General features: G+C 69.0%; 23 protein-coding genes, 3 tRNA genes, 1 other RNA gene and 1 pseudogene. 16 read left to right on the top strand and 12 right to left on the bottom strand.

The window, feature by feature from the left end; genetic code table 11:
- Positions 1–27 precede the first annotated feature (27 nt).
- The 5 genes from dusB to BLT21_RS03455 all read left to right on the top strand — a co-directional run bounded on the left by dusB (position 28) and on the right by BLT21_RS03455 (position 5,436).
- Positions 28–1,191: a tRNA dihydrouridine synthase DusB gene (gene dusB / locus BLT21_RS03475; RefSeq protein ID WP_091499308.1), complete on the top strand. Its 1,164-nt coding sequence runs from the start codon at positions 28–30 to the stop codon at positions 1,189–1,191.
- Positions 1,181–2,554: a deoxyguanosinetriphosphate triphosphohydrolase gene (locus BLT21_RS03470; protein WP_091499304.1), complete on the top strand. Its 1,374-nt coding sequence runs from the start codon at positions 1,181–1,183 to the stop codon at positions 2,552–2,554. The genes dusB and BLT21_RS03470 overlap by 11 nt, the downstream gene beginning before the upstream one ends.
- The gene (dnaG, locus tag BLT21_RS03465) at positions 2,554–4,449 is read left to right on the top strand and encodes a DNA primase (protein ID WP_091499300.1); all 1,896 of its coding nucleotides are present in this window, start codon (positions 2,554–2,556) and stop codon (positions 4,447–4,449) included. Before BLT21_RS03470 ends, dnaG begins: the two co-directional genes overlap by 1 nt.
- A 53-nt stretch (positions 4,450–4,502) precedes the next feature.
- Complete coding sequence (locus BLT21_RS03460; protein ID WP_091500668.1) at positions 4,503–5,270, top strand: ATP-binding cassette domain-containing protein; 768 nt, start codon at positions 4,503–4,505, stop codon at positions 5,268–5,270.
- Positions 5,271–5,363: 93 nt separating this feature from the next.
- Positions 5,364–5,436 (top strand) — tRNA-Asn (locus tag BLT21_RS03455).
- A gap of 119 nt (positions 5,437–5,555) precedes the next feature.
- Here the strand turns inward: BLT21_RS03455 and glsA are convergent.
- Together glsA and def are read right to left on the bottom strand one after the other, a co-directional pair.
- Complete coding sequence (glsA, locus tag BLT21_RS03450; protein WP_091499296.1) at positions 5,556–6,482, bottom strand: glutaminase A; 927 nt, start codon at positions 6,480–6,482, stop codon at positions 5,556–5,558.
- A 6-nt stretch (positions 6,483–6,488) separates the two neighbouring features.
- Complete coding sequence (gene def / locus BLT21_RS03445; RefSeq protein WP_091499292.1) at positions 6,489–7,055, bottom strand: peptide deformylase; 567 nt, start codon at positions 7,053–7,055, stop codon at positions 6,489–6,491.
- A gap of 46 nt (positions 7,056–7,101) precedes the next feature.
- Between def and BLT21_RS03440 the strand changes: the two genes are divergently transcribed.
- Positions 7,102–8,088, top strand: coding sequence for a DMT family transporter (locus tag BLT21_RS03440; protein WP_371113428.1), 987 nt, complete (start codon positions 7,102–7,104; stop codon positions 8,086–8,088).
- Positions 8,089–8,136: 48 nt separating this feature from the next.
- Positions 8,137–8,210, top strand: a tRNA-Ile gene (locus BLT21_RS03435).
- 53 nt (positions 8,211–8,263) lie between these two features.
- On the opposite strand, the gene BLT21_RS15605 is transcribed toward BLT21_RS03435, so the two are convergent.
- On the bottom strand, positions 8,264–8,440 hold the full coding sequence (locus BLT21_RS15605; protein WP_176786800.1) for a hypothetical protein: 177 nt from the start codon (positions 8,438–8,440) through the stop codon (positions 8,264–8,266).
- A gap of 198 nt (positions 8,441–8,638) precedes the next feature.
- On the opposite strand from BLT21_RS15605, the gene BLT21_RS03430 reads away from it, so the two are divergent.
- Positions 8,639–9,142 carry a DUF3145 domain-containing protein gene (locus BLT21_RS03430; RefSeq protein ID WP_091499284.1) on the top strand — a complete coding sequence of 168 codons (504 nt, stop codon included), beginning with the start codon at positions 8,639–8,641 and terminating at the stop codon, positions 9,140–9,142.
- 156 nt (positions 9,143–9,298) lie between these two features.
- Here BLT21_RS03430 and BLT21_RS03425 read toward each other — a convergent pair whose 3' ends face one another.
- From BLT21_RS03425 to aceE, 6 genes are all read right to left on the bottom strand, one after another.
- Positions 9,299–10,537 (bottom strand): beta-ketoacyl-[acyl-carrier-protein] synthase family protein, encoded by a 1,239-nt coding sequence (locus BLT21_RS03425; protein WP_091499279.1) that lies wholly within the window; start codon positions 10,535–10,537, stop codon positions 9,299–9,301.
- A 51-nt stretch (positions 10,538–10,588) separates the two neighbouring features.
- A complete protein-coding gene (locus BLT21_RS03420; protein WP_091499275.1) occupies positions 10,589–10,837 on the bottom strand; it encodes an acyl carrier protein in 249 nt (82 codons plus the stop codon).
- 74 nt (positions 10,838–10,911) lie between these two features.
- On the bottom strand, positions 10,912–11,913 hold the full coding sequence (locus BLT21_RS03415; protein ID WP_091499271.1) for a beta-ketoacyl-ACP synthase III: 1,002 nt from the start codon (positions 11,911–11,913) through the stop codon (positions 10,912–10,914).
- The gene (locus BLT21_RS03410) at positions 11,910–12,827 is read right to left on the bottom strand and encodes an ACP S-malonyltransferase (protein ID WP_091499267.1); all 918 of its coding nucleotides are present in this window, start codon (positions 12,825–12,827) and stop codon (positions 11,910–11,912) included. Before BLT21_RS03410 ends, BLT21_RS03415 begins: the two co-directional genes overlap by 4 nt.
- A 126-nt stretch (positions 12,828–12,953) precedes the next feature.
- Complete coding sequence (locus BLT21_RS03405; protein WP_091499262.1) at positions 12,954–14,156, bottom strand: PucR family transcriptional regulator; 1,203 nt, start codon at positions 14,154–14,156, stop codon at positions 12,954–12,956.
- 7 nt (positions 14,157–14,163) lie between these two features.
- On the bottom strand, positions 14,164–16,893 hold the full coding sequence (gene aceE / locus BLT21_RS03400) for a pyruvate dehydrogenase (acetyl-transferring), homodimeric type (RefSeq protein WP_091499257.1): 2,730 nt from the start codon (positions 16,891–16,893) through the stop codon (positions 14,164–14,166).
- 137 nt (positions 16,894–17,030) lie between these two features.
- On the opposite strand from aceE, the gene BLT21_RS03395 reads away from it, so the two are divergent.
- From BLT21_RS03395 to rnpB, 4 genes are all read left to right on the top strand, one after another.
- Positions 17,031–17,104: transfer RNA gene (locus BLT21_RS03395), tRNA-Val, on the top strand.
- Position 17,105: 1 nt separating this feature from the next.
- Entirely contained in the window at positions 17,106–17,837 is a 732-nt protein-coding gene (locus BLT21_RS03390; RefSeq protein ID WP_091499253.1) for a zinc ribbon domain-containing protein, read from the top strand.
- Between the two features lie 7 nt (positions 17,838–17,844).
- Positions 17,845–19,533, top strand: coding sequence for a bifunctional 3'-5' exonuclease/DNA polymerase (locus BLT21_RS03385; RefSeq protein WP_091499248.1), 1,689 nt, complete (start codon positions 17,845–17,847; stop codon positions 19,531–19,533).
- Between the two features lie 42 nt (positions 19,534–19,575).
- An RNA gene (gene rnpB / locus BLT21_RS03380) (RNase P RNA component class A) lies at positions 19,576–19,934 on the top strand.
- Between the two features lie 24 nt (positions 19,935–19,958).
- Here rnpB and BLT21_RS03375 read toward each other — a convergent pair.
- Positions 19,959–20,198 (bottom strand): annotated as a pseudogene (locus BLT21_RS03375) (tyrosine-type recombinase/integrase); the annotation flags it as partial.
- On the opposite strand from BLT21_RS03375, the gene BLT21_RS15935 reads away from it, so the two are divergent.
- The 4 genes from BLT21_RS15935 to BLT21_RS03350 all read left to right on the top strand — a co-directional run bounded on the left by BLT21_RS15935 (position 20,173) and on the right by BLT21_RS03350 (position 23,778).
- Positions 20,173–20,832 carry a tyrosine-type recombinase/integrase gene (locus BLT21_RS15935; protein ID WP_091499244.1) on the top strand — a complete coding sequence of 220 codons (660 nt, stop codon included), beginning with the start codon at positions 20,173–20,175 and terminating at the stop codon, positions 20,830–20,832. The pseudogene BLT21_RS03375 and the gene BLT21_RS15935 sit on opposite strands and share 26 nt — an antisense overlap.
- Before the next feature lie 275 nt (positions 20,833–21,107).
- The gene (locus BLT21_RS15505; protein ID WP_143024934.1) at positions 21,108–21,428 is read left to right on the top strand and encodes a hypothetical protein; all 321 of its coding nucleotides are present in this window, start codon (positions 21,108–21,110) and stop codon (positions 21,426–21,428) included.
- 750 nt (positions 21,429–22,178) lie between these two features.
- Positions 22,179–22,445: a hypothetical protein gene (locus tag BLT21_RS03355; protein WP_091499231.1), complete on the top strand. Its 267-nt coding sequence runs from the start codon at positions 22,179–22,181 to the stop codon at positions 22,443–22,445.
- Between the two features lie 439 nt (positions 22,446–22,884).
- Positions 22,885–23,778: a DNA-processing protein DprA gene (locus BLT21_RS03350; protein WP_176786799.1), complete on the top strand. Its 894-nt coding sequence runs from the start codon at positions 22,885–22,887 to the stop codon at positions 23,776–23,778.
- A gap of 1,026 nt (positions 23,779–24,804) precedes the next feature.
- On the opposite strand, the gene BLT21_RS03340 is transcribed toward BLT21_RS03350, so the two are convergent.
- Entirely contained in the window at positions 24,805–25,617 is an 813-nt protein-coding gene (locus BLT21_RS03340) for a hypothetical protein (RefSeq protein ID WP_143024933.1), read from the bottom strand.
- A gap of 82 nt (positions 25,618–25,699) precedes the next feature.
- On the bottom strand, positions 25,700–26,281 hold the full coding sequence (locus BLT21_RS15500) for a hypothetical protein (protein WP_143024932.1): 582 nt from the start codon (positions 26,279–26,281) through the stop codon (positions 25,700–25,702).
- Positions 26,282–26,285 lie beyond the last annotated feature (4 nt).

Here is a 26,285-nt window from a genome sequence, read left to right as displayed (position 1 = left end):
TCGTCGTCCTTCTGGGAGAATGGTCGGGTGAGTACCGTCCTGTCCGCCTCCCCGCCCCTGCGGATCGGCCCGATCGCCCTGGACACCCCCGTCGTCCTCGCTCCCATGGCGGGGATCACGAACACCGCGTTCCGGCGTCTGTGCCGCGAGTACGGAGCCGGGCTGTACGTGAGCGAGATGATCACGACGCGCGCGCTGGTCGAGCGCAACGCGACGACGATGCGTCTGATCACGCACCATGAGTCCGAGAAGCCGCGATCCATCCAGCTGTACGGCGTCGACCCCGCGACCACCGAGGCGGCCGTCCGCCTCCTCGTCGAGGAGGACCGCGCCGACCACATCGACCTGAACTTCGGCTGCCCCGTGCCCAAGGTGACGCGCAAGGGCGGGGGAGCGGCCCTGCCCTGGAAGCTCGACCTCTTCCGCGACATCGTCACCCGCGCCGCGCGGGCGGCGGGTGACGTCCCCCTCACCGTCAAGATGCGGAAGGGCATCGACTCCGACCACCTCACCTATCTCGACGCCGGGCGCATCGCCGAGGACGCGGGAGTGTCCGCCGTCGCCCTCCACGCCCGGACCGCGGCGGAGTTCTACTCGGGTCACGCCGACTGGTCGGCGATCGCCGCTCTCAAAGAGGCCGTGACGAGCGTGCCGGTGCTCGGCAACGGCGACATCTGGTCGGCTGACGACGCGGTGCGGATGATGGCCGAGACCGGCTGCGACGGAGTCGTCGTCGGCCGTGGGTGCCTCGGACGCCCGTGGCTGTTCGGCGATCTCGCCCGCGCACTCGGCGAGCCCGGTTCCGCCGGCCCGGAGGTCGACGCCACCCTCGGTTTCGTCGCGCAGGCGTTCCGCCGGCACGCGGAGCTGCTCGTGGAGTTCTTCGAGGACGAGGGGCGCGGGTGTCGCGACATCCGCAAGCACGTCGCCTGGTACTTCAAGGGCTATCCGGTGGGCGGCGACACCCGGGCGCGTCTGGCCACCGCCTCGAGCCTCGCCGAGATCGACGAGATCTTCGCGACCCTCGATATGTCAGCCCCGTACCCCGGTGCGGCGGCCGAAGGGCAGCGCGGCCGTGCGGGCACGCCGAAGCGGCCCGCACTCCCCGATCGCTGGCTCGAGTCGCGCGACGTCGACGCGGCGGAGTCGTCGGCCATCGCCGCAGCGGAGATCGAGAACAGTGGGGGCTGAGATCACGAGCGGTGTCGGCGTCTCGGCGGGACGGCCCACCGGCTACGCCGACCACGACGCCGCCCGCTTCCACCACGAGGAGCACCGCTCGCACCGCGACAGCTTTGCCCGCGACCGTGCGCGTGTGCTGCATTCCGGCGCCCTGCGCCGTCTCGCCGCGAAGACGCAGGTGCTGAGCCCCGCGAGCCCCGCCGACTTCGCCCGCAACCGGCTGACGCACTCGCTCGAGGTCGCACAGGTCGGGCGCGAGCTCGCGATCGCCCTGGAACTCTCGCCCGATGTCGTCGACACGGCGTGCCTGTGCCACGACCTGGGCCACCCGCCGTTCGGTCACAACGGTGAGCGGGCACTCAACGACTGGGCCGAGGACATCGGGGGGTTCGAGGGCAACGCGCAATCGCTGCGCATCCTCTCGCGGCTCGAGCCGAAGGTCGTCGACGCGTTCGGTCAGAGCGCGGGTCTGAATCTCACGCGCGCGAGTCTCGACGCGACGTGCAAGTACCCCTGGACCGTCGAGCACGCCATTCCCGACCCCGGTGGGCGCCAGAAGTTCGGCGTCTACCCCGAGGACGAGGCGGTGTTCCGGTGGATGCGCGAGGGCGCGCCGGGCCGGCTGCGATGCATCGAGGCGGAGGTCATGGACCTCTCCGACGACATCGCCTACTCCGTGCACGACTTCGAGGACGCCGTGCTGAACGGCTACCTCGACCCCGCGCGTCTCGCCGACCCGAGGGAGCGCGAGGCGCTGCTGACCGCCATCCAGAGCTGGGTCGGGTACGGGTTCACGAAGGACGAGCTCGGCGACGCGCTCTACCGCCTCACCCGCCTGCCCGAATGGCTCACGTCGTACGACGGCTCGCGGTCCGCCATGGCGCGCCTGAAGAACCTCACGTCGGACCTCATCGGACGTTTCGCTCGCGCCGCCACGGCGGCGACCCGCGAGCACTACGACATCCCCGTTCTGACGCGTTTCCGCGGCCGCGTCATCGTCCCGCGCGTGATCGAGGTCGAGATGGCGGTGCTCAAGGGCGTCATCGGCGCCTTCGTGGTATCGATCGAGGGGCGGAAGGGTCTCTACAAGGAGCAGCGCCGCGTGCTGCGGCGTCTCGCGGACGCGCTGTGGGACCGCCCCGAGCACCTCGACGCGCTGCACGCCGAGGACTTCGCGGCGGCCGTGACGGATGCCGCTCGTCGTCGTGTCATCGTCGATCAGGTGGCGACGCTGACCGACCGGTTCGCCATCGAGTGGCACGGACGCCTGGTGGGTCCGGTCGACCTGCGCGAACTCGGGCTGTGGTCGTCCGACCCCCGGGCCACCGCGCCGAGCCATTTCGCGCTGCCCGAGCCCATCGAAGGGCTCTGATGGCGCGGATCCGACAGACCGACATCGAAGAGGTCAAGGCACGCATCAACATCGGCGACATCGTCGGCGAGCGTGTCGCGTTGAAGACGGCCGGCGTCGGGTCGCTCAAGGGCCTCTGCCCGTTCCACGACGAGCGCAGCCCGAGCTTCCATGTCCGCCCGCAGGTCGGGTACTACCACTGCTTCGGATGCGGCGAGTCGGGCGACGTCTACTCGTTCCTGCGCGCGATGGACCACCTGTCGTTCACGGAGGCGGTCGAGCGCCTCGCGGCGCGGATCGGCTACCAGCTGCACTACGAGGACGGGGCGGCCGCCCCCGAGACGAGCGGCCGGTCGCGCCTGTACGCCGCCCACACCGCTGCGGCGGAGTTCTATCGCTCGCAGCTGTCGTCCCCCGACGCGCAGGCCGCCCGTCAGTTCCTCGGCGAGCGGGGCTTCGACGCGGGGGCGGCGGCGCACTTCGGTGTCGGCTACGCACCCCAGGGGTGGTCGGCGCTGCGCGATGCGCTGCGCTCGCAGGGCTTCACCGACGAGGAGCTGCTCACGGGGGGACTGGTCTCCAAGGGCCAGCGCGGGGTGTACGACCGCTTCCGCGGGCGCGTGGTCTGGCCCATCCGCGACGTCGCCGGGCAGACGATCGGCTTCGGCGCCCGGCGGCTCTACGACGACGATCAAGGCCCGAAGTACCTGAATACGCCGGAGTCGCCGATCTACAAGAAGGCGCAGGTGCTATACGGGCTCGACCTCGCCAAGAAGTCGATCTCGCGCGAGCACCGCGTGGTCGTCGTCGAGGGGTACACCGACGTCATGGCCTGTCACCTCGCCGGTGTCACCGGCGCGATCGCGTCGTGCGGCACCGCCTTCGGCTCCGACCACATCACCGTCCTCCGGCGGGTGATGGGCGACAGCGAGGGGAGCTCGGGCGAGGTCGTCTTCACCTTCGATCCGGATGCTGCCGGCCAGAAGGCCGCGCTGCGCGCTTTCGGCGACGAGAAGCGCTTCGCCGCTCAGACGTACGTCGCGGTCGCGCCCGACGGCTACGACCCCTGCGACCTCCGGCTGAACCGAGGCGATGCCGCCGTCCGTGCTCTGGTCGAGGCGAAGGCCCCGATGTTCGAGTTCGTCATGGACCAGCGGCTGTCGACCTTCGACCTGTCGACGGTGGAGGGCCGTATCGGGGCCTTGCGCGCGGCGGCGCCGATCGTCGCCGACATCCGCGATGCCGCGTTGCGGCCGGGGTACACCCGCGTGCTCGCCGGCAAGCTCGGGCTCGACCTCGCCGAGGTGCAGCCCGAGGTCGAGCGCGCGGCACGTCGTTCGGCGGCCCCTGCGGGCCCGGCCGAGCGCGGACGCGGGGAGACGTCGCCCACCACCGGCGGTGGTGTTCCGGGCGGGGGCGCGCCGTCGACCGACTCCGCCCCGGCGTCGGTCCGGGTGACTCTCGCATCGCTGCCGCCGGCCCTCGAGCTCGAGAAGCGCGCCCTGATGGGGGTGCTGCAGTACGGGCACCTCCTCGACAAGCAGGCGGTCGACATCGCCCTGGGGCTCCCGATGCCGCATCCCGCGCTCGAGGCGGTGCGTCAGGCGGTGTCGATGCAATCCGACATGACCCGGCCCGGCTGGACCTCCGCCGCCGTCGACGCGACGCGCGAGCCGTACCGCACGCTCGCCATCGAGCTGTTGACGGCGGACTTCCCCGCGGGCACGGAGCGCATCGCTCAGACGACCGCGATGGAGTCGCTGCGCAAGCTGCGGCAGCGAGCGCTCGAGCGCGAGAAGGCGGAGCTCCGGAGTGCGCAGCAGCGGTTGGAGCCCGGCTCGCCCGATTTCCGGTCGATCGGTGTCGCCATCCGCGATCTCGATCTGCGCCTCCGCCAGCTCATGGAAGCCGAATAGGCACGGTCTCGTCCGAGTAGCGGTCGAGGGACGAAACAGGCAGGATGAAGCGCATGTCTCGACGCCCCGACGCGGAAATCGCGGTCCGCTGCGACGATCTCTCGATCGCGCGGACGGGCGACTCCGATCGCGTGGTCGAGGGGGTCAGCCTGACGGTCCGGGCCGGCGAAGCGCTCGCGGTCATGGGCGCGACCGGGTCGGGCAAGTCGACCCTGCTCGCCGTCCTCGCGGGCACGGCGCCGTCCGACGTGGGCGTCGTGGGCGGCTCCGCCGAGGTCGCGGGGCTGTCGGTGCGCAAGGGCGGTCGTTCCCGTCGCATGCTCACGTACTACGCGGGCCACATGCCGCAGGCGGCGGGTGCTGCCCTGCCGGCCCGCCTCACCGTCTCGGAGGTCATCGCCGAGCCCATCACGGCGCGCGATCGGCGGGTGAGCCAGCGAGCGCTGTCGCTGCGCGTCGCGTCGCTCCTCGACGAGTTGCACCTGCCGCTCGGGGTCGCCTCGCAGTATCCGTACGAGCTCAGCGCAGGCATGCGCCAGCGCGTCGCGCTCGCACGTGCGCTCGTCCTCGACCCGAAGATCTTCATCGGCGACGACCCCTACGCGAACCTCGACATCGAGGTGCGGATAGCGGCGCGCGAGGCGTTGCTCTCTCGCCGCGACGACACGGGCATGGCGATCGTGATCGCGACGAACGACGCGGAGACCGCGGACGAGCTGGACGCCGCCGCGCTCGTTCTGCACGCCGGTCGCCCGGTGGGGTACGGGCAGAGTGCGTCGGATGTCGTCTGGACGCCGGATGGCCGCTCGCGCGCGTCGTGAGCGGTGCGACCCGCCCGGCACGCATCCCGTGTCGTGAGCACCCCCCGAGCTTTGCTAATATGGACGGGTTGCCCAGCGCGAGCGGGTGACTGATCCTCGGTAGCTCAATTGGCAGAGCAATCGGCTGTTAACCGATAGGTTCTTGGTTCGAGTCCAAGCCGGGGAGCGAGAGACCCGCGTTATCTACCGCGGCTCTCACCTAAGGCCCGGGCTTCCACCCCGGGCCTTTTTCCTGCCCGGGCCGCGCGGTGCCCGAGCCGCTCGGGGTGCACGGCGGGGAGTCGCTCAGCCGAAGACGTGCAACCCGAGGCCGGCACTCAGCTCCGCCGCCGCGATGCGACCGCGAACGCTCGTCCCCTGCTCGTCGAGCGGCGGGCTGACCAGTGCCGCCCCGAGGGAGCCGGGTGCCGACAGCACGATGGCACCCGACACGCTGGACTTCGCGGGCACCCCGACGGCGCGCATCCACCGGCCGGAGCCGTCGTAGACACCGCACGTCGCCATCACCGCGACCGTGTCGCGCGCGATCTCCGCAGACACCACGCGCTCGCCGGTGACCGGGTTCACACCGCCGAGGGCCAGGGTCGCGCCCATCACGGCGAGGGTCTCGGCGTCCACCAGGACGGCGCAGGCGCTCGCGTACACGGCGACGGCGTCGTCGGCGGAGACGGCGAGGGTGCCCTCCGCTCGCATCAGATGGGCCAGGGCGTGGTTGCGGTCGCCGAGCAGATGCTCGCTGCGCGCGACGGCGTCGTCGATGTCGAGCCGGCGCCCCGCGAAGCGCGACAGACCCGTCAGGATGCGGTCGGTCCGCGCGTCGGGGCTTCCTCCCTGCACGAGGGCGCAGGTGAGGATCGCGCCGGCGTTGACCATCGGATTCGGCGGGCGACCGGTGTCGCTCTCGAGCTTGATCGCGTCGAAGGCCTCACCCGTCGGTTCGATGCCGACCCGCTCGAGCGCTCGGCCATCGGTGTCGGCGAGAGCGAGCGCGAACAGGAAGGGCTTCACCGCCGACTGGATGCTGAACGGGGTGCGGCCACCGGACGTGGAACGTACCGAACCGTCGGGGAGTGCGAGCGCGATGGCGCACAGCTCGGGGTCGGCGTCGGCGAGCTGCGGGATGCTGGTCGCCCGCTCACCGGCGCGTTCGGGCAGGACGCGCTCGCGCAGCGCATCGATGTCGTACCCTCGCGGGTCGATGGCGGTGCCCACGGAGTCTCAGGCGTCCAGGTCGTCGACGCCGGGCATCCACGCGCTCCCCGGCCGGCCCCACCCGCGCTTGCGAGCGATCTTCTGCGTCGTCTTCCAGTCGGAGTCGTCGAGCCGGTCGATGTACAGGATGCCGTCGAGGTGATCGAACTCGTGCTGCATGATGCGAGCGCGCCACCCGTCGACACGGATCTCGACGGGGGAGCCCTCGAGATCCGTTCCCGTTACCAGAACCTCCTCCGACCGCCGCAGCGGGAACCGTTCGCCGGGAAACGACAGGCACCCCTCGGACTCCTCGTCGGGGTCGGGGGCTCCCGGCTCGAGCGGCCGGATCCAGAGCTCCGGATTGATGATCTCGCCGCGCCACGGCGCGCCGTCGTCGTCCTGGTACGTGTACACATAGATGCGCAGGCCCACGCCGACCTGCGGGGCGGCCAGCCCGACGCCGGGAGCGGCATCCATCGTCTCGTACATGTCCGCCACGAGCCGGCGGACCTCGTCCGTGATCTCGGTGACGGGCTCGGCGGGGGCGTGCAGCACGGGGTCGCCCATGATGCGAATCGGAAGAACGGGCACGTTGCGAGCCTAATCGAGCCTGCTTCGCCGTTATGGTCGAGAGGTGATTCCGTTTGTCGCGTCCCTCGATGACGTCACCGATCAGCTGATCGGCGTCTTCCGCGAACCCAGGATCCTCATCGGCATCCCGCTGGCACTGCTCGGCGCCGTGTTCATGTCGTTCGGCGCGCTGTACCAGCACCGCGGAGTGCAGAAGGTCGAACGTCTCACCAACTCGTCGGGGAGCGCAGGCCTGAGCGGCGCTCAGCTCAAGAGCCTCCTCGCGCGCCCGTCCTGGGTCGCCGGCACCGTGATGCTCGGCCTCGCCATCGTGTGCCAGCTCGCGGCGCTCACCTTCGCGCCGCTCATCCTCGTGCAGCCGCTCGGCGCGATCTCGCTCGTGATCACGACACTCCTCAACACACGCATCACGGGAGTCAAGCCCACGCGGCGCTCGGTCCGCTCCATCATCCTGTGCGTCGGCGGCATCCTCGCCTTCGTCACCGTCGCGGCGCTGGTCGCGACGGAGGAGCCCATCGACGAGGGGCAGCTGATCACGATCCTCGCCCTCCTGGCGGGCGTCCTCGTCATCTCGGGGGGTGTGTGGCTGCTCGTCCGCAAGGGGGCCAAGCCGCTCTTCTACATCGCTGCGTCGGGCATCATCTACGGCTTCGTCGCGACGCTCGCCAAGGTCGTCATCTCGCGCATCCAGAACGGCGACTTCGAGTGGCTGACGCTGCTCTGCCTCGTCGGGCTCATCGCCGCGACGGCTGTGGGCGCGTACTTCGTGCAGACGGCGTACTCCGTCGGACCGCCCGACCTCGTCATCGCCGGGCTGACCGTCATCGACCCGATCGTCGCCGTGATCATCGGCATCGCCATCCTCCGTGAGGCGGCGACCGCTCCGTGGCCGGCGTTCGTCGGATTCGTCGTGGCCGGTGCGGTCGCGGTCTACGGTGTCACGTCGCTCGCGCGCAACCACCCGCAGGTCATCCTCGACAGCCAGCAGCTGCCGATACCGCGGGGGAGCAAGGGCCGCCCGATCGACGACTGAGCCCCACGCGCGGCCGGCGGACGCCGCGCGATAGGCTCGTCATCGCAGGGGGCGGTGGCCAAGCTGGTCAAGGCAGCGGGCTCATAACCCGACGATCGTGGGTTCAAGTCCCACCCGCCCTACACGACGAATGGCCGCCCGCGGGCGGCCATTCGCGCAGGTCCGGGCGCCGCGGTCACGGGTGCGTGAGGGCGGGCTCCTCGGGCAGGTCGGGGTCGTCGTCCGACCCGGCCAGGTCGGTCTCCGCGAGAGCAGCGTCGGTCTTTACTTCGTCGCTCACGGCATCGGTGGGGGCACCGTCATCGGCGTGGGCGTCGTCGGCATCGCGGTGGTGGGGAGTGCTGTCGGTCATGATGCATCCTTTCGTCCCCGCCCACGATGGCCGTCTCCGCAGGCGCGCATAACCCGCTTGACAGCGGCTCGGATGCGAAACCGTGACACGCTTGTGATTCTTCAGCTTCGTAGGCGATAATCGACGCCATAACCGAACAATCGCCGGCATCCGGTCACAGGTCGTAGGGGAAGACGTACCTGATGAAACGGAGAAGTCATGGCGACACCACAAGCGCGTGGAGTGATCTTCATCCACTCCGCGCCGCGCGCGTTGTGCCCGCACCTCGAGTGGGCGGCAGGACGCGCTCTCGGACGCGCCGTCAGCTTCGACTGGGACGACCAGCCGGTGCTCGACGGCAGCCGCCGCGCGGAGTTCTACTGGGAGGGCCCGGCGGGTACGGGCGCAGCCCTCGCGACCGCCATCCGCGGGTGGGAGCACCTTCGCTTCGAGGTCTCCGAAGACCCGACGCCGCGAAGCGACGGCGGGCGGTGGATGCACACCCCGAGTCTCGGCATCCATTACGCGCAGACGGATGCCTCCGGCAACGTCGTCATCGCCGAGGATCGCATCCGATACGCGATGGAGATCGCGGCGGGCGATGTGCGCGAGCTGCAGCGCGAGCTCGACGTCGCGTTGGGCGCGGCCTGGGACGAGGAGCTCGAGCCGTTCCGCCACGCGGGTGATGACGCCGCAGTGGTCTGGCTGCACAAGGTGGGCTGACGCCGCCACCGCACTGGCCTCAGCCGATGCGTGCGTCCGTACCGGACCCCGGTGGCGCGATCCCGGGGGACGAGAGCACGTAGGCACCGGCTGACCGAAGAAAGAACAGAACCCCCGGGGACGTCCCCGGGGGTTCCTTCGTGCCGCGTGCGTCGATCAGGCCGATCGGAACGCCACGACGGCGTTGTGGCCGCCGAAACCGAACGAGTTGCTGATGGCGAGCAGGTCGCCCTCGCCGAGGCTCTGCGTCTCGCCCGACACCCGGAACGGGACAGCGGGGTCCTGCTCGGTGATGTTGATGGTCGGCGGCGCGATGCGCTCGCGGAGCGCCAGGATCGTGAAGATCGCCTCGAGCGCTCCGGTGCCGCCGAGCAGGTGACCGGTGGACGCCTTCGTCGCCGAGACCGGGATCTCGTCGACCCGGTCGCCGAAGACGCTGCGCAGCGCCTGGTACTCGTTCGGGTCGCCCACCGGCGTCGACGTGGCGTGCGCGTTGATGTGCGCGACCTCGTCGGGAGAGGCGTCGGCCTGCTCGAGCGCTGCGCGGACGGCGCGGGAGGCACCCGCGCCCTCGGGATCGTTCGCGGTGATGTGGTACGAGTCTGCGGTGACGCCGCCGCCGACGGCGTAGGCGTAGATCTTGGCGCCGCGAGCCCGAGCGTGCTCCTCCGTCTCGAGGATGAGCACACCCGCACCCTCGCCCATGACGAAGCCGTCGCGGTCGACGCTCGTCGGACGCGATGCGGTCGCGGGGTCGTCGTTTCGACGCGACAGCGCCTGCATCGACGCGAACGACGCCATCGTGATGGGGTGGATGGCCGATTCGGTGCCGCCCGCGATGACGATGTCGGCCAGGCCGTCCTGCAGGTGCTCGATCGCGTTGACGATCGACTCGGTGCTCGACGCGCACGCGCTGGCCACGGTGCGCGCGAACGCCCGGGCGCGGAAGTGCAGCGAGAGGTTGCCGGCGGCCGCGTTGGGCATGAGCATCGGCACCGTCATCGGGAGCACCCGGCGCGGACCCTTCTCGCGCAGGGTGTCCCACGCGTCGAGGAGCGTCCACACGCCGCCGATGCCGGTCGCGAAGTCGACGCCGAGGCGCTCGGGGTCGACATCGGGGCTGCCGGCATCCGCCCAGGCCTCCATCGCGGCGACCATCGCGAACTGCGAGGCCGGATCGAGGCGCTTGGCGACGGGACGCTCGAGCACGCTCTCGGGACGCACGATCGCCTCAGCGGCGAAGTGGACCGGGATCTGATACTTCTCGATCCACTCGTGCTCGAGTGTGCGGGAGCCGGATCGGCCGGCCAGCAGGCCCTCCCAGCTCTCGGGCGCCGTGCCGCCCAGGGGCGATGACGCGCCGATGCCGGTGACGACGATACGCGGGGTGCTCATGGATCTCCTCGGTGGAACCCCGGCGGGGGCGTGCGCCCCCGCCGGTGCGGGTTACGCCTGGTTGGACGTGATGTAGGTGACGGCGTCGCCGACGGTCTTGAGGTTCTTGACCTCTTCGTCGGGGATGGTGACGCTGAACTTCTCCTCGGCGTTGACGACGATCGTCATCATCGAGATGGAGTCGATGTCGAGGTCGTCGGTGAACGACTTCTCCAGGGCGACCTCGTCGGCCGAGATGCCGGTCTCGTCGGTGATGAGCTCGGCGAGTCCTGCGAGGACCTCGTCGTTGCTGAATGCCATGGGATTCTCCTTGTTATCTCTGGACCGACCCGGACGCGGGCCGCTGTTCAGTCTAGGTGCGGGGGCTCGCCGGATCAGGGAAGGACGACGACCTGCGCGCCGAACACGAGACCGGCACCGAAGCCGATCTGCAGGGCGAGGCCGCCGCTGAGCTCGGGCTGCTCCTCGAGCAGGCGGTGGGTCGCGAGCGGGATGGACGCGGCGGACGTGTTGCCGGTCGTCTCGATGTCGCGACCGATCGCGACGCTCTCGGGCAGACCGAGCTGCTTCGCGAACTCGTCGATGATGCGCATGTTGGCCTGATGGGGGATGAAGGCGGCCAGATCCGTCGCCTGGATGCCGGCCTCTTCGATCGCGCGTCGCGCGACCTTGACCATCTCCCAGACCGCCCACCGGAAGACCGTGGGGCCCTCCTGACGAAGCGTGGGCCAGGGTGCGGTGCCGTCGCGGAACTCCACGAGCGTGTGGTTCATGCCGACGGCGTCCGCCTTCGATCCGTCCGAGCCCCACACCGTCGGGCCGATGCCGGGGGTGTCGCTGGGTCCGACGATGACCGCGCCGGCGCCGTCTCCGAGCAGGAACGAGATCGTCCGATCAGTCGGGTCGACGATGTCGCTGAGCTTCTCGGCGCCCACGACCGCGACGTAGCGGGCCGCTCCCGCGCGGACGAGCGCGTCGGCCTGCGTGACGCCGTATGAGAAGCCTGCGCACGCCGCGTTCACGTCGTACGCCGCCGCGGGGTTCGCGCCGACGCGGTCGGCGACGATGGCGGACACCGAGGGCGTCTGCTTCGGGTTCGAGATCGTCGAGACGATGACCGCGTCCACCTGGTCGGCCGGCACGCCGCTGCGCGCGATCGCCTCGGCGACGGCGTCGGCGGCGAGGTCGATGACTGTGGTGTCCTTGTCGGCGCGCACGCGCGTCACGATGCCGGTGCGCTGACGGATCCACTCGTCACTCGAGTCGATCGGGCCGATGAGGTCGTCGTTCGGCACCGCGTTCTCGCCGCGGGCGGCGCCGTAGGCGTAGATGCGGGTGTGAGCCGGGCCCGTGGCCTGGCGGATGGCGGCGGTCATGCGGCACCTCCGGAGATGAGAGCGGATGCGGCGAGGAGGTCGTCGGGGGTCTTCACGGCGACCGCGGGAACGCCGCGCAGCGCCCGCTTCGCGAGGCCCACGAGGGTGCCCGCGGGTGCGAACTCGATGATCCCCGTCACCGCGTGCTCGGCGAAGGACGCCATGCACAGGTCCCAGCGCACGGGGGAGGCGACCTGTGCCACGAGCCGGTCGAGCGCGTCGCGCCCGTCGGACACGACGGCGCCGTCGCGGTTCGACCAGAGGGTCGCCTCGGGGTCGCGTACCTCGGTGTCGGCGGCCGCGCTCGTGAGCACCTCGACAGCGGGCGCCATGTACCGGGTGTGGAAGGCGCCTGCCACCTGCAGGGGGATGACGCGGGTACCCGTGACGGGCTCGGCTGCCAGCCCGGCGAGAGCCTCGAGCGCCCCGGCGGCGACGATCTGTCCGCCGCCGTTGTAGTTCGCAGGGGTGAGGCCGAGCTCGTCGAGCCGCGCCACGACGGCATCCTGGTCGCCGCCGATGACAGCGCTCATGCCGGTCTGCTCGCGGGTCGCGGCATCCGCCATCGCCCGCCCGCGCAGGCCGACCAGACGCAGTGCGTCGTCGGTGTCGAGGACATTCGCCGCGGCGAGGGCCGCGATCTCGCCGACCGAGTGTCCAGCGACGCCGGCGGGGCGCGCGCCGGTGCGGCTGAGCGCGTCGTACGAGAGCAGGCTCGCCGCGACGATGAGGGGCTGCGCGACCGCGGTGTCGCGGATGCGATCGGCATCCCACTCGGTGCCCGCGGCGACGAGGTCGACCTCTGCGAGGTCGGAGAATCGTTCGAGGCGCTCTCGCGCTCCGTCCAGCTCGAGCCACGGGGCGAGGAAGCCGGGGGTCTGGGAACCCTGCCCGGGGAACACGGCGATGATCACTGTTACATCCTTCCAAGTTCAGCAGTTCGTCCGCTGGCGACAACGTCACAACAATGCGGTGAACCTTTGTGTCGACCGTACAGCCGACGGAGCGGGTGAGAGGGGGCCGACCCGCCGCGAGGCTCGTCAGCCGCGGCGTGACTGGGGGCTGCGGCGTCGGGTGAGGTCGTTGCCGATCGAGCCCAGGATCAGCGCCGTCTGGAGGATGAGCGCCTCGCGGGGTCCGGTGGCATCCCATCCGATGACGTCCGAGACGCGCTTGAGGCGGTAGCGCACGGTGTTGGGATGGACGAACAGCTCGCGGGCGGTGGCCTCGAGCGAGCGCCCGTTGTCGAGGTAGCTCCAGAGGGTGGCCACGAGGTCTGCCGAGTGGGCGAGGAGCGGCCGGTAGATCCGTTCGACGAGGGTCGCCTTCGCGACCGGATCGCCCGCAAGGGCGCGCTCGGGCAGCAGGTCGTCGGCGTCGACCGGGCGCGGGGCGTGCCGCCACGCGCCGGCGACGGCGAATCCGGCGAGAGCTGCGCGAGCACTCTGGCTCGCGTCGACGAGCGCCGGCACCGTGGGCCCCAGCACGAGATGCCCGGCGCCGAAGCCGGGCTCGAGGCGCGCGGCGATCTCGAGGAAGGTCAGCTCCGGCACGGGCTCGATGCGCCCCGGCAGCTCGGCGCGCCCGATCACCAGCACGAGACGCAGCCCTTGCACGCCGACGAGCACGTCGACGCCCATCTTCCGTGCCGCGCGACGCAGCTGGTCGACGTCGAACTGCGGGGGCGCGGTTCCCACCAGGACCGCGACTGCGCCGTGGCCGTGCCAGCCGAGGGCAGCGATGCGGCTCGGCAGCTCCTCGTCGGTCTCGCCCGTGAGGATCGAATCGACGACCAGGGCCTCGAGACGGGCGTCCCAGAGTCCGCGAGCCTCGGCCGCCCGCGCGTAGACGTCGGCGGCGGCGAAGGCGACGTCGCGCGAGTACTTCAGGATCGCCTCGCGCACGTCGTCACCACGGTGGGCGACGCGTTCCTCCGTGACCTCGACCGTCACGCGGACGAGCTGCAGCGTCTGCGTCAGGCTCACGCTCCGCAGCAGCTCGCGCGGCGCCGCCGCGAAGATGTCGGCGGCGATCCGCGGCGTCGAGGTCGGATCCTCGTACCACTGGATGAACGAGGTGATGCCCGCCTGCGCGACCAGTCCCACGGAGGACCGGCGCGCAGGCGGCATCTCGGCGTACCAGGGCAGCGTCTCCTCGAGCCGATTGATCGTGGCCGTCGCCAGATCACCCGAGATCCGGCGGAGCCACGCGAGCGTCTCCGCCTTCGAGCTGTCGTCGGTCACCGACGTGTCAGCTCTCGCCGCCCGCGTTTCCGCTCGTTCCTGCGGTCACGTCGTGCAGGCGGTAGCGCTCGATCGCCTGCGCCGACAGACCGCGGTCGACGACACCGTCCTCGGCCAGCGCCTGCAGCGTCCGGACGACGATCGAGGGTCCGTCGATCTTGAAGAACCGGCGCGCAGCGGGACGCGTGTCGGAGAAGCCGAAGCCCTCCGCGCCCAGCGTTGCGAAGCGACGGGGCACCCACGGTCGGATTTGGTCCTGCACGGCGTGCATGAAGTCGCTGACGGCGACGACCGGACCCTCGGAGTCGTTGAGCTTCTCGGTGACGAACGCGGTGCGCGGCTCCTCGGTCGGGTGCAGGAAGTTGTGCTCGTCGGCCGTCAGGCCGTCGCGGCGCAACTCGGTCCAGCTCGTGACCGACCACACGTCGGCGATCACGCCCCAGTCCTCCTTGAGGAGCTTCTGGGCCTCGTACGCCCACGGCACACCGACGCCGGACGCGAGCAGCTGGGCACGAGGGCCGTCGCCCTCGCCGACGCTGACGCGGTGGATGCCGCGGACGATGCCCTCGACGTCGACATCCTCGGGCTCCTTGGGCTGCACCAGGGGCTCGTTGTAGAGCGTGATGTAGTACATGACGTTCGGATCCGGGTGGTTGCCGCCGTACATGCGCTCGATGCCCGAGCGGACGATGTGCGCGATCTCGTACCCGTACGCGGGGTCGTACGAGACCGTGGCCGGGTTCGTCGACGCGAGGAGGTGCGAGTGTCCGTCGGCGTGCTGCAGGCCCTCGCCCGTCAGCGTGGTGCGACCCGCGGTCGCGCCCATGATGAAGCCGCGCGCCATCTGGTCGCCCGCCGCCCACTGAGCGTCACCCGTGCGCTGGAACCCGAACATCGAGTAGAAGACGTAGACGGGGATGAGCGGCTCGCCGTGGGTCGCGTACGAGGTGCCCACCGCGGTGAACGCGGCGAGGGCGCCGGCCTCGTTGATGCCGACGTGCAGGATCTGACCCTGCGGGCTCTCCTTGTACGCCAGGAGCAGCTCGCGGTCGACCGAGGTGTAGTTCTGGCCGTGCGGGTTGTAGATCTTCGCGGTCGGGAAGTAGGCGTCCATGCCGAACGTGCGGGCCTCGTCGGGGATGATCGGCACGATCCGGTGGCCGAAGTCCTTCGAACGCAGCAGGTCCTTGAGCAGGCGGACGAACGCCATGGTGGTGGCGATCTCCTGCGTGCCGGAGCCCTTCTTCGGCAGCGCGTACGACTCGTCGCCCGGGAGCGTGAGAGGCGCGTGCTCCGTGCGGCGCTGGGGCAGGAAGCCGCCCAGGTCGCGACGGCGGTCCAGCATGTAGCGGATCGTCTCGTCGTCGGCGCCGGGGTGGTAGTACGGCGGCAGGTAGGGGTTCTCCTCGAGCTGCGCGTCGGTGATGGGGATGCGCATCGAGTCGCGGAACTGCTTGAGGTTCTCGAGCGTCATCTTCTTCATCTGGTGGGTCGCGTTGCGGCCCTCGAAGTGGTGACCGAGACCGTAGCCCTTGATCGTCTTCGCGAGGATGACGGTCGGCTGTCCCTTGTGCTCCATCGCCTGCTTGTACGCGGCGTAGACCTTCTGGTAGTCGAGGCCGCCGCGGCGCAGCTTGCCCCAGATGTCATCGTCCGACCAGTCCTTGACGAGCGACGCGGTGCGCTCGTCGCGCCCGAAGAAGTGCTCGCGGATGAAGGCGCCGTCCTCGGCGCGGTAGGTCTGGAAGTCGCCGTCCGGCGTGGTGTTCATGAGGCGGACGAGCGCGCCGTCGTCGTCCTGCGACAGCAGCTCGTCCCACCCGCGGCCCCAGACGACCTTGATGACGTTCCAGCCGGCACCGCGGAAGTAGGCCTCGAGCTCCTGGACGATCTTGCCGTTGCCGCGCACCGGGCCGTCGAGCCGCTGGAGGTTGCAGTTGATCACGAAGGTGAGGTTGTCGAGTCCCTCGTTCGCCGCGACCTGCAGCTGACCGCGGCTCTCGACCTCGTCCATCTCGCCGTCGCCGAGGAAGGCCCAGACGTGCGAGTCGGAGAGGTCCTTGATGCCCCGGTTGGTCAGGTACTTGTTGTTCATCGCCTGGTAGATGGCGTTGATCGGGCCGAGGCCCATCGAGACCGTGGGGAACTGCCAGTAGTCGGGCATGAGGCGCGGGTGCGGGTACGACGGGATGCCGTCGGGCGCCTTCGACGCCTCCTGGCGGAATCCGTCGAGCTGGCTCTCGCTCAGACGACCCTCGAGGTACGAGCGCGCGTAGATGCCCGGCGACGCGTGGCCCTGGATGAAGATCTGGTCGCCGCCCGACGCGTGGTCGGGGCCGCGGAAGAAGTGGTTGAAGCCGACTTCGTAGAGGGATGCCGAGGAGGCGTACGTGGAGATGTGACCGCCGACGCCGATGCCGGGGCGCTGCGCGCGGTGCACCGTGACGGCCGCGTTCCAGCGGATCCACCGGCGATACCGGCGCTCGAGCTCCTCGTCACCCGGGAACTCCGGCTCGTTCTCGGGCGCGATGGTGTTGATGTAGTCCGTCACCGGCACCTGCGGGACGTTCAGCTGCAGCTCGTGCGACGCCTGCAGCAGACTCAGCATGATCTCGCGACCGCGACCCGAGCCCTTCGCGTCGACCAGCTGGCGCAGCGACTCCTGCCATTCACCGGTCTCTTCCGGGTCGCTGTCCAGGGCGTCCTGGGAGTAGGGGTCTTGATCGTTGACAGTCACGGGCGACCTTTCTCGTATGGCAGATCGTGCCAGGTAATCACCACGGGCAGTGCGCGGGCGTTGTCGGGCGCGCACAAGCACCGCACGACAGCCTACCCACGCTCGGACGAGTCGGCGCTCTCGTACACTGAGAGCGGGGGCCTATAGCTCAGTTGGTTAGAGCACCTCGTTTACACCGAGGGAGTCGGGAGTTCGAGTCTCTCTGGGCCCACATGAAAGCCACCCCCGCAGATCAGCTGCTGCTGCTCGACATCGCCCGTCTCGACGCGCAGGCGCGCGGTGCGGAGGCGGCGAAGCGCAATCCGGCTCAGGCCGCGCGCGTGAACGAGCTGCTCGCACGGCGCCAGGCGCTGTCCGTCGAACTGACGGGCCTGCTCGGCACCCGTGACGACATCGAGGCCGAGCTCAAGCGCATCGCCTCCGACGTCGCCGTGGTCGACGCGCGCTCCGCCCGCGATGTCGAGCGGCTCGCGTCGACCGCCAACCCGAAGGACGCTCAGGGGCTCGAGCACGAGATCGCGTCTCTGGCCCGTCGCAAGAGCGAGCTTGAGGACGGTCAGCTCGAGGCCATGGAGCGTCTGGAGATCGCGGAGGCGGCGATCTCCGCGCAGCAGGCCCTCATCGCCGAGGTCAACGACGAGGGCGGACGGCTCAGCGCCGAGGGAAAGGCAGCCGTCGCCGACGCGCAGTCCCGCCTCGACGCGGCCACCCGCGATCGCGCTGCCGTGGCCGCCCGGATCCCGGCCGACCTCCTGGCCCGCTACGACGCCCTCGCCGAGCGTTCGCCGGGCGCGGGCCTCCTGCAGCGGCGCACGTGCGGCGGCTGCAACATGGAGCTGTCGGGGACCGATCTGAGCACGATCGCGCGGGCCGCGGACGACGACGTCGTCACGTGCCCGCAGTGCGGCTGCATCCTGGTGCGCACCGACGAATCCGGCCTGTGACCGGGCGATGACCGACGCGCGCGCCCCGTGGCGCGCAGTCGGGCGTCGGAGCGACGGTGCGGTCGACGTCGCGGTCGTCGACGCCGGCGGAGCGGTGCTCGAACGACGCACGATCGCCCGCGAGCGACTCGCGGCCGAGCTCGCCGACGATCCCGACACGCGCTGGATCTGGTCCGACACGACGGCCTGGTACCACGACGTGCTCGCCGCCGGTGTCCGGATCGCGCGCTGCCACGACGTCCGCCTCTGCCACGCGATCCTGCGTGACAGCTCGCTGGTCGCCGACGCCACGGGGCTCCGCTCCGCGACGGTCTGGGACGCGGCGTCCGCCGCCCCCGCCGATGACAGTGATGCGCTGTTCGCGCTCGAGCCCGCACCCGACGCGATCCCGCACGACCTCGACGCGACGGTGGCCGAGTACGCGCGCCAGGTCGAGGCGATCCGCGGATCCGCCGATCCCGGCAGGCTGCGTCTGCTGACGGCGGCGGAATCGGCGGGGGCGCTCGTGGCGGTGGAGCTGCATCATGCAGGCGTGCCCTGGAGCCGCGACACGCACGACGCGATCCTCGCCGGCATCCTCGGGCCGCGGCCCCGACCCGGCGAGCTGCCGAGCCGGGTGGGCGAGCTGGCCGAGGCCGTACGCGTCGAGCTCGCCGATCCCGCCGCCAGCCTCGACTCGCAGCCGCGTCTGCTGCGCTCGTTGCATCGCGTGGGTGTTCTCGTCGAGTCGACGAGCAAGTGGGAGCTCCGGCGGCACGAGCATCCCGTCATCGAACCGCTGCTCGCGTACAAGCGCGCCATGCGTCTGCTCAGCGCCAACGGCTGGGCCTGGATGGACGAGTGGATCCCGGCCGACCGTTTCCGTCCGGTGTACGTGCCCGGCGGCGTCGTCACCGGGCGGTGGGCATCGTCCGGTGGGGGAGCTCTGCAGCTGCCCCGGATGCTGCGTCCCGCCGTCCGTGCCGACGACGGGTGGCGCCTCGTCGTGGCCGACGTGGCGCAGCTCGAACCCCGCATCCTCGCCGCCATGTCCGGCGACCTCGCCCTCGCGGAGGCGGCACGCGGGCGCGACCTCTACGAGGGCATCGTCGCCCGGGGCACCGTGCCCTCGCGGCAGGAGGCGAAGATGGCACTGCTCGGGGCGATGTACGGTGCCACGACCGGAGACAGCGGCCGTCTGGTGCCGACCCTGCGGCGGGCGTACCCGCGGGCCATGGCGCTCGTCGACGACGCGGCGCGGGTGGGCGAGGAGGGCGGATCCGTCCGGACCCTGCTGGGCCGCACGAGCCCCGCGCCCTCCGCCGCCTGGCGCGACCTGCAGGCGGATGCCGCCGAGTCCGAGGCCTCCGACGCCGTGAGCTCGCTCGCCCGGTCGCGGGCGCGGGAGCGCGGCCGCTTCACCCGCAACTTCGTCGTGCAGGGGACGGCCGCCGAATGGGCGCTCGCCTGGCTCGCCGATCTCCGTCGGCGGCTCGTCGGATTCCCGGCCGTCGGCGACCACCCCGTGACGGGGCGCGCGCACCTGGCGTTCTTCTTGCACGACGAGATCATCGTCCACGTCCCCGCCGATCAGGCCGAGGCCGCGGCTGAGGCAGTCGGCGATGCGGCCGATGCCGCCGGACGCCTGCTGTTCGGCTCGTTCCCGCTGGACTTCCTGCTCGACGTGCGCATCGCGGAGTCGGCCGACAAGAGCTGACGACGGAGGATGGGCGACCCGCCGGTAGACTCGACGGGCGAATGGGTCGGCTGGACGGTCGCGTGGCGGGAGACCGCACCGAGGAACGTCCGGGCTCCACAGGACAGGACGGTGGGTAACGCCCACCCGGAGTGATCCGCGAGATAGTGCCACAGAAAGCAGACCGCCGGCGTCCGCGCCGGTAAGGGTGAAAGGGTGGTGTAAGAGACCACCGGGGTCGTGGTGACACGGCCCGCACGGTAAACCTCGTCCGGAGCAAGGTCAGACAGGGGATGCAGACGCGGTCCGCCGAGTCCCCGGGTAGACCGCTGGAGCGGCACGGCAACGTGTCGCCGAGAGAGATGGCCGTCCACGGGGCTCACGCCCCCGGACAGAACCCGGCGTACAGGCCGGCCCATTCGCCTTATCGCCTCTGATCTGCCCTTTCAGGCGTTCGTGCCGTCCGCGGTCCGCGAGGAGACCGCACGCGCGAGAACGCTGTCCACGGTCTCGCGCGTGCGGTCGTCGGAGTCTGCCCACATGTGGCCATAGGTGTCCAGCGTCTCTGCCGCGGACTTGTGCCCGAGACGCCCCTGCACGGTCTTCACCGACTCGCCGTACCGGATCAGCAGGCTCGCGTAGTAGTGCCGGAGGGCGTGCATGCTCGTCCCTGTCGCGTCGGTGAGCTGCGCGGCTCGAGCGGCGGACCTCGGGCTCCGTTATGCGGAGGTCGCGGGGCTGCACAGCACGGACCTGCGGGAGCGCGATGAGGAGCACTCGCTCCGCGTGCGTGGGAAGGGCTCTATGGAGCGGATCGTGCTGGTGCCGGCCGACCTCGCTCGGGCGATCCGAGTCAGAGGCGCCGGATTCCTGTTCCCCGGGGACTACAACGGACACATCAGCCCGCACTACCTCGGCAAGCGGGTGAACCACCTTCTGCCGGCCGGTGTCACAATGCACATGCTTCGGCGTCGGTTCGCGACGATTGCGTACAACGTCGAGCAAGACACCTTCACCGTTCAGCGTCTACTCGGTCACGCGTCGCCGGCGACGACCCAGATCTATGTCGACATCCACGACGACACGCTGCGCCCGACCGTGGAGGCTGTGTCTGCGCATCAAGGAACTGTGGGCATGGCTCTCGCCAGAGTGAAAGCAGGGGCCGCAGGAACGATCAGAACGCCGACGCGTCCCGGGAACCGGACGAGGTGCGGGAGGCTCTGCGTGAATGGGCGACCATCTACGGGAATGAGATCGTCAGGGCGAGGGGCGCGGTCAGCCGGCGGCCCACCTAGGCTGAGCATCTGGAGGCGGAGCTGAGCCAGGAGCGGGATCTTTCGCGACCTGACGATGGGGCGGGCGGGGTTGGTGCGGTGCCAGTGCCTGTCCTGCCTCGCTCTGCAGTTCCGGAGTGGGCGGTGAGGGTCATACGGGGCCCGCTGAGCGATGGGGAGGTCTGGATCGAGTTCCGTGGCGAGGAGCATGACGCCCGTGGCGATGGAGTTGTCTGCGCCTATGCGTGCCAGGTGGTCACCGTACGCGTCGCGGCGAGTGGTGATTATGTTGGGAAGATCGGGGACTATCACCGAAGTCGGATGTTCATCGCGAGTTCCCTTCTCACGCGGGAACTCGGGCGATCCGAAGGCTTCTGGCTGGCGGATGTGCTCGGTGCTGCTCATCGCGATGTCGTGGAGGCGGAACGTCCCGAATGGGGGACCGAACGCGCAATGTCGACGCCGGGATTCGAGGAGGCAGATGCGGCGGTGGACCGCGCCGAGGACATCGTCGACCCCATTTTCGAGAGAGGAAAGACTGTCGCGGTCCATCTCGATCTGCCTGATTCCTCTCGTCTCGACAAAGTGACAGCCGCGGCCGTCGCGGATCGAGTCTTGGCTTTGGTCAGGTGGAACCGGTGATGGGGTTTCACGATGCGGAGTGGGCCTACGGGCTTGGCGACCTGAAGATGCGCGAGAGGACGGTTCTAGCAGCTCTCTGCTTCCGAACTGACGACCGTTCGCACCAGACATTCGTATTCGTGTCCCAGGCGACCCTGGCCACCATGTTGGGTGCGTCGACGGACTATGTTCTGCGAGCTCTCCGTGAGCTCGAGAAGGTCGGAGCGATCGTCCGCGAACGGCGGTCTGGTGCTGGCGGCTATCGGTCGTCGGATCTCATCACCGTCAACCACGCCTTTACCGCCCGTAGCCAAGTAGGCCAGGAGCCAACTAGGCGCGTAGCCAATAAGGCCGACAGCGTCGACCTAACCCGCTCAGAGCACGGACCTACCCAGACGCCAGCGGTAGCAGAAGAGATCACCAGAGATCATCCAGAGGATCACTCAGTAGGGGAACTCGACTGCCTGACGGGTGGATGCCGGCGACAGAAGAGGTCGAGCGTCTGCGAGCGCAGTTCCCTGGTGTCGATCAGAAGGCGGAGCATGCGAAGTTCACGGACTACTGGATCGCTCAGCCCGGGCAGAGGGGGCGCAAGGTCGACTGGGCGGCTACCCATCGGAACTGGATACGCAGAGCCGGCGCGGGACGGCCAGGCCGCGTCACCAACGCCGATGAGAAGGCTCGGACCATCCTGGCCAGAAACGCACGAAGCGAACGAGAGCAGATGCAGGGCATCGCCGAGCTGGAGGCTCTTGCTCGGAGGGAGGCGTCGTGAGTATCGAGGAGATCCGTTCGTTGTTCGTCGTAATCATGGGGTGTGACAACCGTCACGACCCCGGCCTCACTACCGAGATGGCGTGGCAGGCAGGGATCGACAGCAACATCACACTCTCCGAGGCGTCCGCCGCAGTCGTCGCGCACTACGCGGAGTCCCGCGATTTCGTCATGATCGCCGACATCAATCGCCGTTGCCGGGCCGTCGCGGCCCGTGCCGAGAGCTGGGCCTACCGCGGCCATGAGGTCGCGAGCCGGATCTAGGGGGAGGAGTGGTTTCAGATGCCCGAGGAGGATCTCCGCGAAATCGGGAGACTGCACGACGCTGGCGAGGGCGACGCTCTCGCTGCGAAGGTGAAGGCCGTGATCCAGGATCGCCCTGCGATGCAGCGCAGGCTGACGGCTGCGGGTGCTGAGCTCGTCGAGCGGTCTTCCCCGTGAGCACGGTGCCCGCGCGACACCTTCGAGCGTCTGGACGAGTAACTGGAGTCAGAGCATCCCCTGCACGAGTGATGAAGGAGCTGACCTACCGAGAACCGGCACGGAGAGTGGGTCGCTCGCGGAGCATCATTCGCCCCTGGCGCCGCGACGTTCTGCCGACGGGGTGGTCAGCCCACGAGGGTGGGCGGGACCGAGTGTGATGCTCCCGCGCGTCGTCGTGGCTCCGTATGAATGTCTGACCCGGTTGCCTAATATGGGCAACATGCCTCTTCACGACTCTCGGGAGGAAGCGGCGATCGTCGCCCTCCTCCGCGGAACAGCGGATGTCACGAAGATGCGGCCGAAGGATCTGCGGGCTCGGCTCGAAGACGGTGAGCTGCCGACAGGTGTGTACTTCAGTCGCATCACCGGTCTCATCGAGGTCGACCCGTCCGCCCTCGAAGCCATCTCGACCGAGATCGAGGGATGGCGGGCATCGGGTATCAGGGTGATGTTCTCGTCTAGTCCGGACTATCCGGAGTCACTGCGGAACGTGTACGACTACCCGCTGGTGCTTTTCGGAACCGGTACCCGTGCGGCGGACGAGTGCACGGTGGCGGTCGTCGGGTCTCGCAATGCAAGCCCCCGTGCCGTCCAGATGGCTTCGGAGCTGAGCGCCACACTTGCGGCTCAGGGAGTAACCATCGCCTCGGGACTCGCGAGGGGTATCGACACGGCGGCTCATGAGGCGGCGCTTCGAGTGGGTGGGCGGACGGTGGCGGTGCTCGGTCACGGTGCCGGGCAGATCTATCCTCGGGAGAACGCGCCTCTTCTCGAGCGAATCCGCACTCGCGGCGGTGAGATTCTCACACAGTTCTGGCCGGGGAGCCCGCCTACGAAGCAGACCTTTCCAATGCGCAACGTCACCATGAGCGGACTTAGCGGCATCACAATCATCGTGGAGGCGGCTGAGGCAAGTGGCACGCGCCACCAGGCTCAGGCAGCAGTACATCACGGTCATCATGTATTGCTGCATGAGAGCGTCGCTTCAGGAACGAGCTGGGGGCGGGACATGGTGAGCAGGTGTCTCGCGCAGGAGTTCGGGTCTGCCGATGAGGCGGCGAACCTCGCATCCACACGGCTGACAGCTGGCCCGTCGGAGCTGGCGTTTGCTTGAGGCGAAGCGCCTCGATGTGAACCTCACGGTTCGTCGGCAAGCACTCACGGAGCTCGGCGCACGTATTCATAATCCCGTCAAGATCGCGGGAATCACGTGCCCCCGCTGCTCGGGTGCTGAAGACGGCATGTGCTACAAGTGCCGCGAGTGGACGATGCGAGGTGGCGAGGCCGCCAGAGTCCTGCCGTTGGCCTACGCGATCTACAACACGCAGTTCAGGCTGGAGCTGCGAGCGTATAAGGATGCGGCGCGTCCGAGCGGTCAGACTCCTGCGCTCCGCAATCTCCAGGCGCTGATGTGGTCTTTCAGCTATCATCACAGCGAGTGCCTCAGCGCGGTGTCGCAGAGTGAGCCGACGGCGGTAGCGGTCGTGCCGTCCGGGCACCCGAGAGAGGGGTCGCATCCGTTTGAACGGGTCGCTCAGTTCGCTCCTGCTAGCTGGGAGCGGGTGGAGACGGAACGTCGCTACGAGATCGGACGCGAGTGCGATCCCGACTCTGTGGGTTTCGTGAACGTAGGAAGTCTCGAGGGACGGCACCTCGTGGTTCTGGACGATGCATGGACCACCGGGTCGAAAGCCGAGGGCGTAGTAATGGCCGCGCGGCGAGAGGGGGCGTCTGAGGTCACAGTGATTCCCGTTGGCCGCATCGTCAATACCTCTTACTCGGCCGCTGTATCGCTCCTGCAGTTCCTCAGCGAACGTGCGTGGTCTGTCGATGTGTGCCCCGTGACCGGAGCGGACTGTCCGGCCTAACGCGACCCGTCAGCGAGGTGATTCTGATGCGGAAACGTCGAGCCATTGAGTACTGGCGGGCCCGCGGCATGCCGATGACGTGGGAAACCCGCCAAGGCCAGAAAGTCGGCTGCTTTTGCTCGTCAGCTGCGCCGTCGTCAATGGCGCGGTGCACACTGCGTTTCGTGCGTCGATGAGCGATGAGCCACTCGACGCTGACCCGATCACGACCCGCTGCCGCTGGCGGGGATGCGGTACAGCTTGTCCATATGACGTTACCGGGTCGCTGTCGGCTATACGAAGGTCGCCTCGCTGAGCGAGACCAATCCGGATGCCAACAACAGGTGGGGCGTGATGTTGACCGCGTACCGCCAGTCTGACAGGGGCGGCTCGATCGGCCATGTGGTCGAGGACGCCGACGGCACGAGAGACCGCAACATATTCCGATGGTGGCCTTCGCTGTGAAGCGAACCAAGTTCCGGGTATCTCGTAGGTGGTCCGCCGCGGTCGAGCGCCATCGCGGAGTGGACCACGAGTCGCTTCATCAGAGTGGTGCTGTGAAGCACTCGAAATTCGCCGAAGGCATCGCGCTGGTAGTACACAGCCGAGGGCATTTGGGGCCACTTGGTCGAGTCGGGAACCGAGCCGACAGCCACCCAAACGGGTCCGCTGAGATCGTCTTGGTAGATCTCATGAAACCGGGGCGTCGTCCAATCTGCGATACTCGTGCCGTTCATGAGTTGACGGATCAGCGCGGTCTTGAGCGCCCATCTCCCTAGCGTCCGTGCGCGGTCGGGGGGTATGACCCGGTGCCGCCCCTCGACCATGGCGAGGAGATCGTCTTCGACGGCGTTTTCGAGCGCGTTCATCCAACCGTTGTTACAGGCGCCACAAGCAGCTCTTACTTGCCAGTCGAACGGTTTACCTCTATGAGAGCGGAAGTCCAGCTCTCGGTTTCCGAACGCCGTCGTCCGATTTGACGTAAACGTGATGGTTTCCGGCTTGGACTTCAGAAGATCCTGGAACTTCCGCCGAAGCACATGTTCCTTGGTGGGTTCGCCTGCCCCGCAGAACACGCACCTCCGTTTTCCTGTGGTCACAAGCATCCTCCCATGATGACCAACCACCGAACTCGCCGACGCGCTCGTTATGCTGTGCCCGCCGTGAAAAGGTAGGGCAGCAAACCCGTCAGGTTAATTCGGCTTGCGACTTGGCTGTCTGCTGACCGTTGACGACTGCGTCGTAGTGGGCCGAAATCCGCTTCCCGGAAAGAACTGATGGGGCGTGGCCGGCCATGCGATCGGCATAGGTCCACCAGACGAAGTGCCGATGACGCCGCCAGGTCACCAGCGAACCAGCGACGTAAATCTCGCACAGCGCCCCGGCGTCATCACCTTCGAGACGGATCTCGTAACGCGTGGGGGAAGGGATGGCGCCGAAAACTGGCGTTTGGTTTATCTCGATCAAGGCTTCGCGACGTGGAGCAAGTTCATCTATCCATGGATCCGCCCCGGTCCCGTGGATGGCTCTCCCATCGGCGTCTAGGCAAGCCCAGCCGATTGAGATGTGTCGGACCGGCCGTCCTGTGCCGCGATTGCTGACGTTCACGAAAGTGTTTTGTGGGGGATATGGACGGTTACTTGGCAAGGATTGAAACTCAAGGCGTGGCCTGCTGCGCCAGTAAGAGAAAACGGTCGCAAAGGTGACGATAGCGGCCATCACTGTCAGCACATCTGCAACGATGGCGAGTCCTCTGAGGAAAGTCTCCACCCCC

The organism is Microbacterium sp. cf332, assembly GCF_900102175.1.
Taxonomy (GTDB): Bacteria; Actinomycetota; Actinomycetes; order Actinomycetales; family Microbacteriaceae; genus Microbacterium.
Note: the sequence above shows the minus strand (reverse complement) of the source record. Positions and strands in the feature narration are given on the sequence as shown.

Excerpts from the sequence above, each read along its gene's own strand:
- BLT21_RS03425 (WP_091499279.1), bottom strand. The coding sequence starts at position 10,537 with ATGAGCACCCCGCGTATCGTCGTCACCGGCATCGGCGCGTCATCGCCC.
- dnaG (WP_091499300.1), top strand. The coding sequence starts at position 2,554 with ATGGCGCGGATCCGACAGACCGACATCGAAGAGGTCAAGGCACGCATC.
- BLT21_RS03385 (WP_091499248.1), top strand. The coding sequence starts at position 17,845 with ATGACCGACGCGCGCGCCCCGTGGCGCGCAGTCGGGCGTCGGAGCGAC.
- BLT21_RS03415 (WP_091499271.1), bottom strand. The coding sequence starts at position 11,913 with ATGACCGCCGCCATCCGCCAGGCCACGGGCCCGGCTCACACCCGCATC.
- BLT21_RS03430 (WP_091499284.1), top strand. The coding sequence starts at position 8,639 with ATGGCGACACCACAAGCGCGTGGAGTGATCTTCATCCACTCCGCGCCG.
- BLT21_RS15605 (WP_176786800.1), bottom strand. The coding sequence starts at position 8,440 with ATGACCGACAGCACTCCCCACCACCGCGATGCCGACGACGCCCACGCC.
- BLT21_RS03350 (WP_176786799.1), top strand. The coding sequence starts at position 22,885 with ATGCCTCTTCACGACTCTCGGGAGGAAGCGGCGATCGTCGCCCTCCTC.
- BLT21_RS03390 (WP_091499253.1), top strand. The coding sequence starts at position 17,106 with ATGAAAGCCACCCCCGCAGATCAGCTGCTGCTGCTCGACATCGCCCGT.
- BLT21_RS03460 (WP_091500668.1), top strand. The coding sequence starts at position 4,503 with ATGTCTCGACGCCCCGACGCGGAAATCGCGGTCCGCTGCGACGATCTC.
- BLT21_RS15505 (WP_143024934.1), top strand. The coding sequence starts at position 21,108 with ATGTTCATCGCGAGTTCCCTTCTCACGCGGGAACTCGGGCGATCCGAA.
- BLT21_RS15935 (WP_091499244.1), top strand. The coding sequence starts at position 20,173 with ATGCTCGTCCCTGTCGCGTCGGTGAGCTGCGCGGCTCGAGCGGCGGAC.
- BLT21_RS03340 (WP_143024933.1), bottom strand. The coding sequence starts at position 25,617 with ATGCTTGTGACCACAGGAAAACGGAGGTGCGTGTTCTGCGGGGCAGGC.
- BLT21_RS03420 (WP_091499275.1), bottom strand. The coding sequence starts at position 10,837 with ATGGCATTCAGCAACGACGAGGTCCTCGCAGGACTCGCCGAGCTCATC.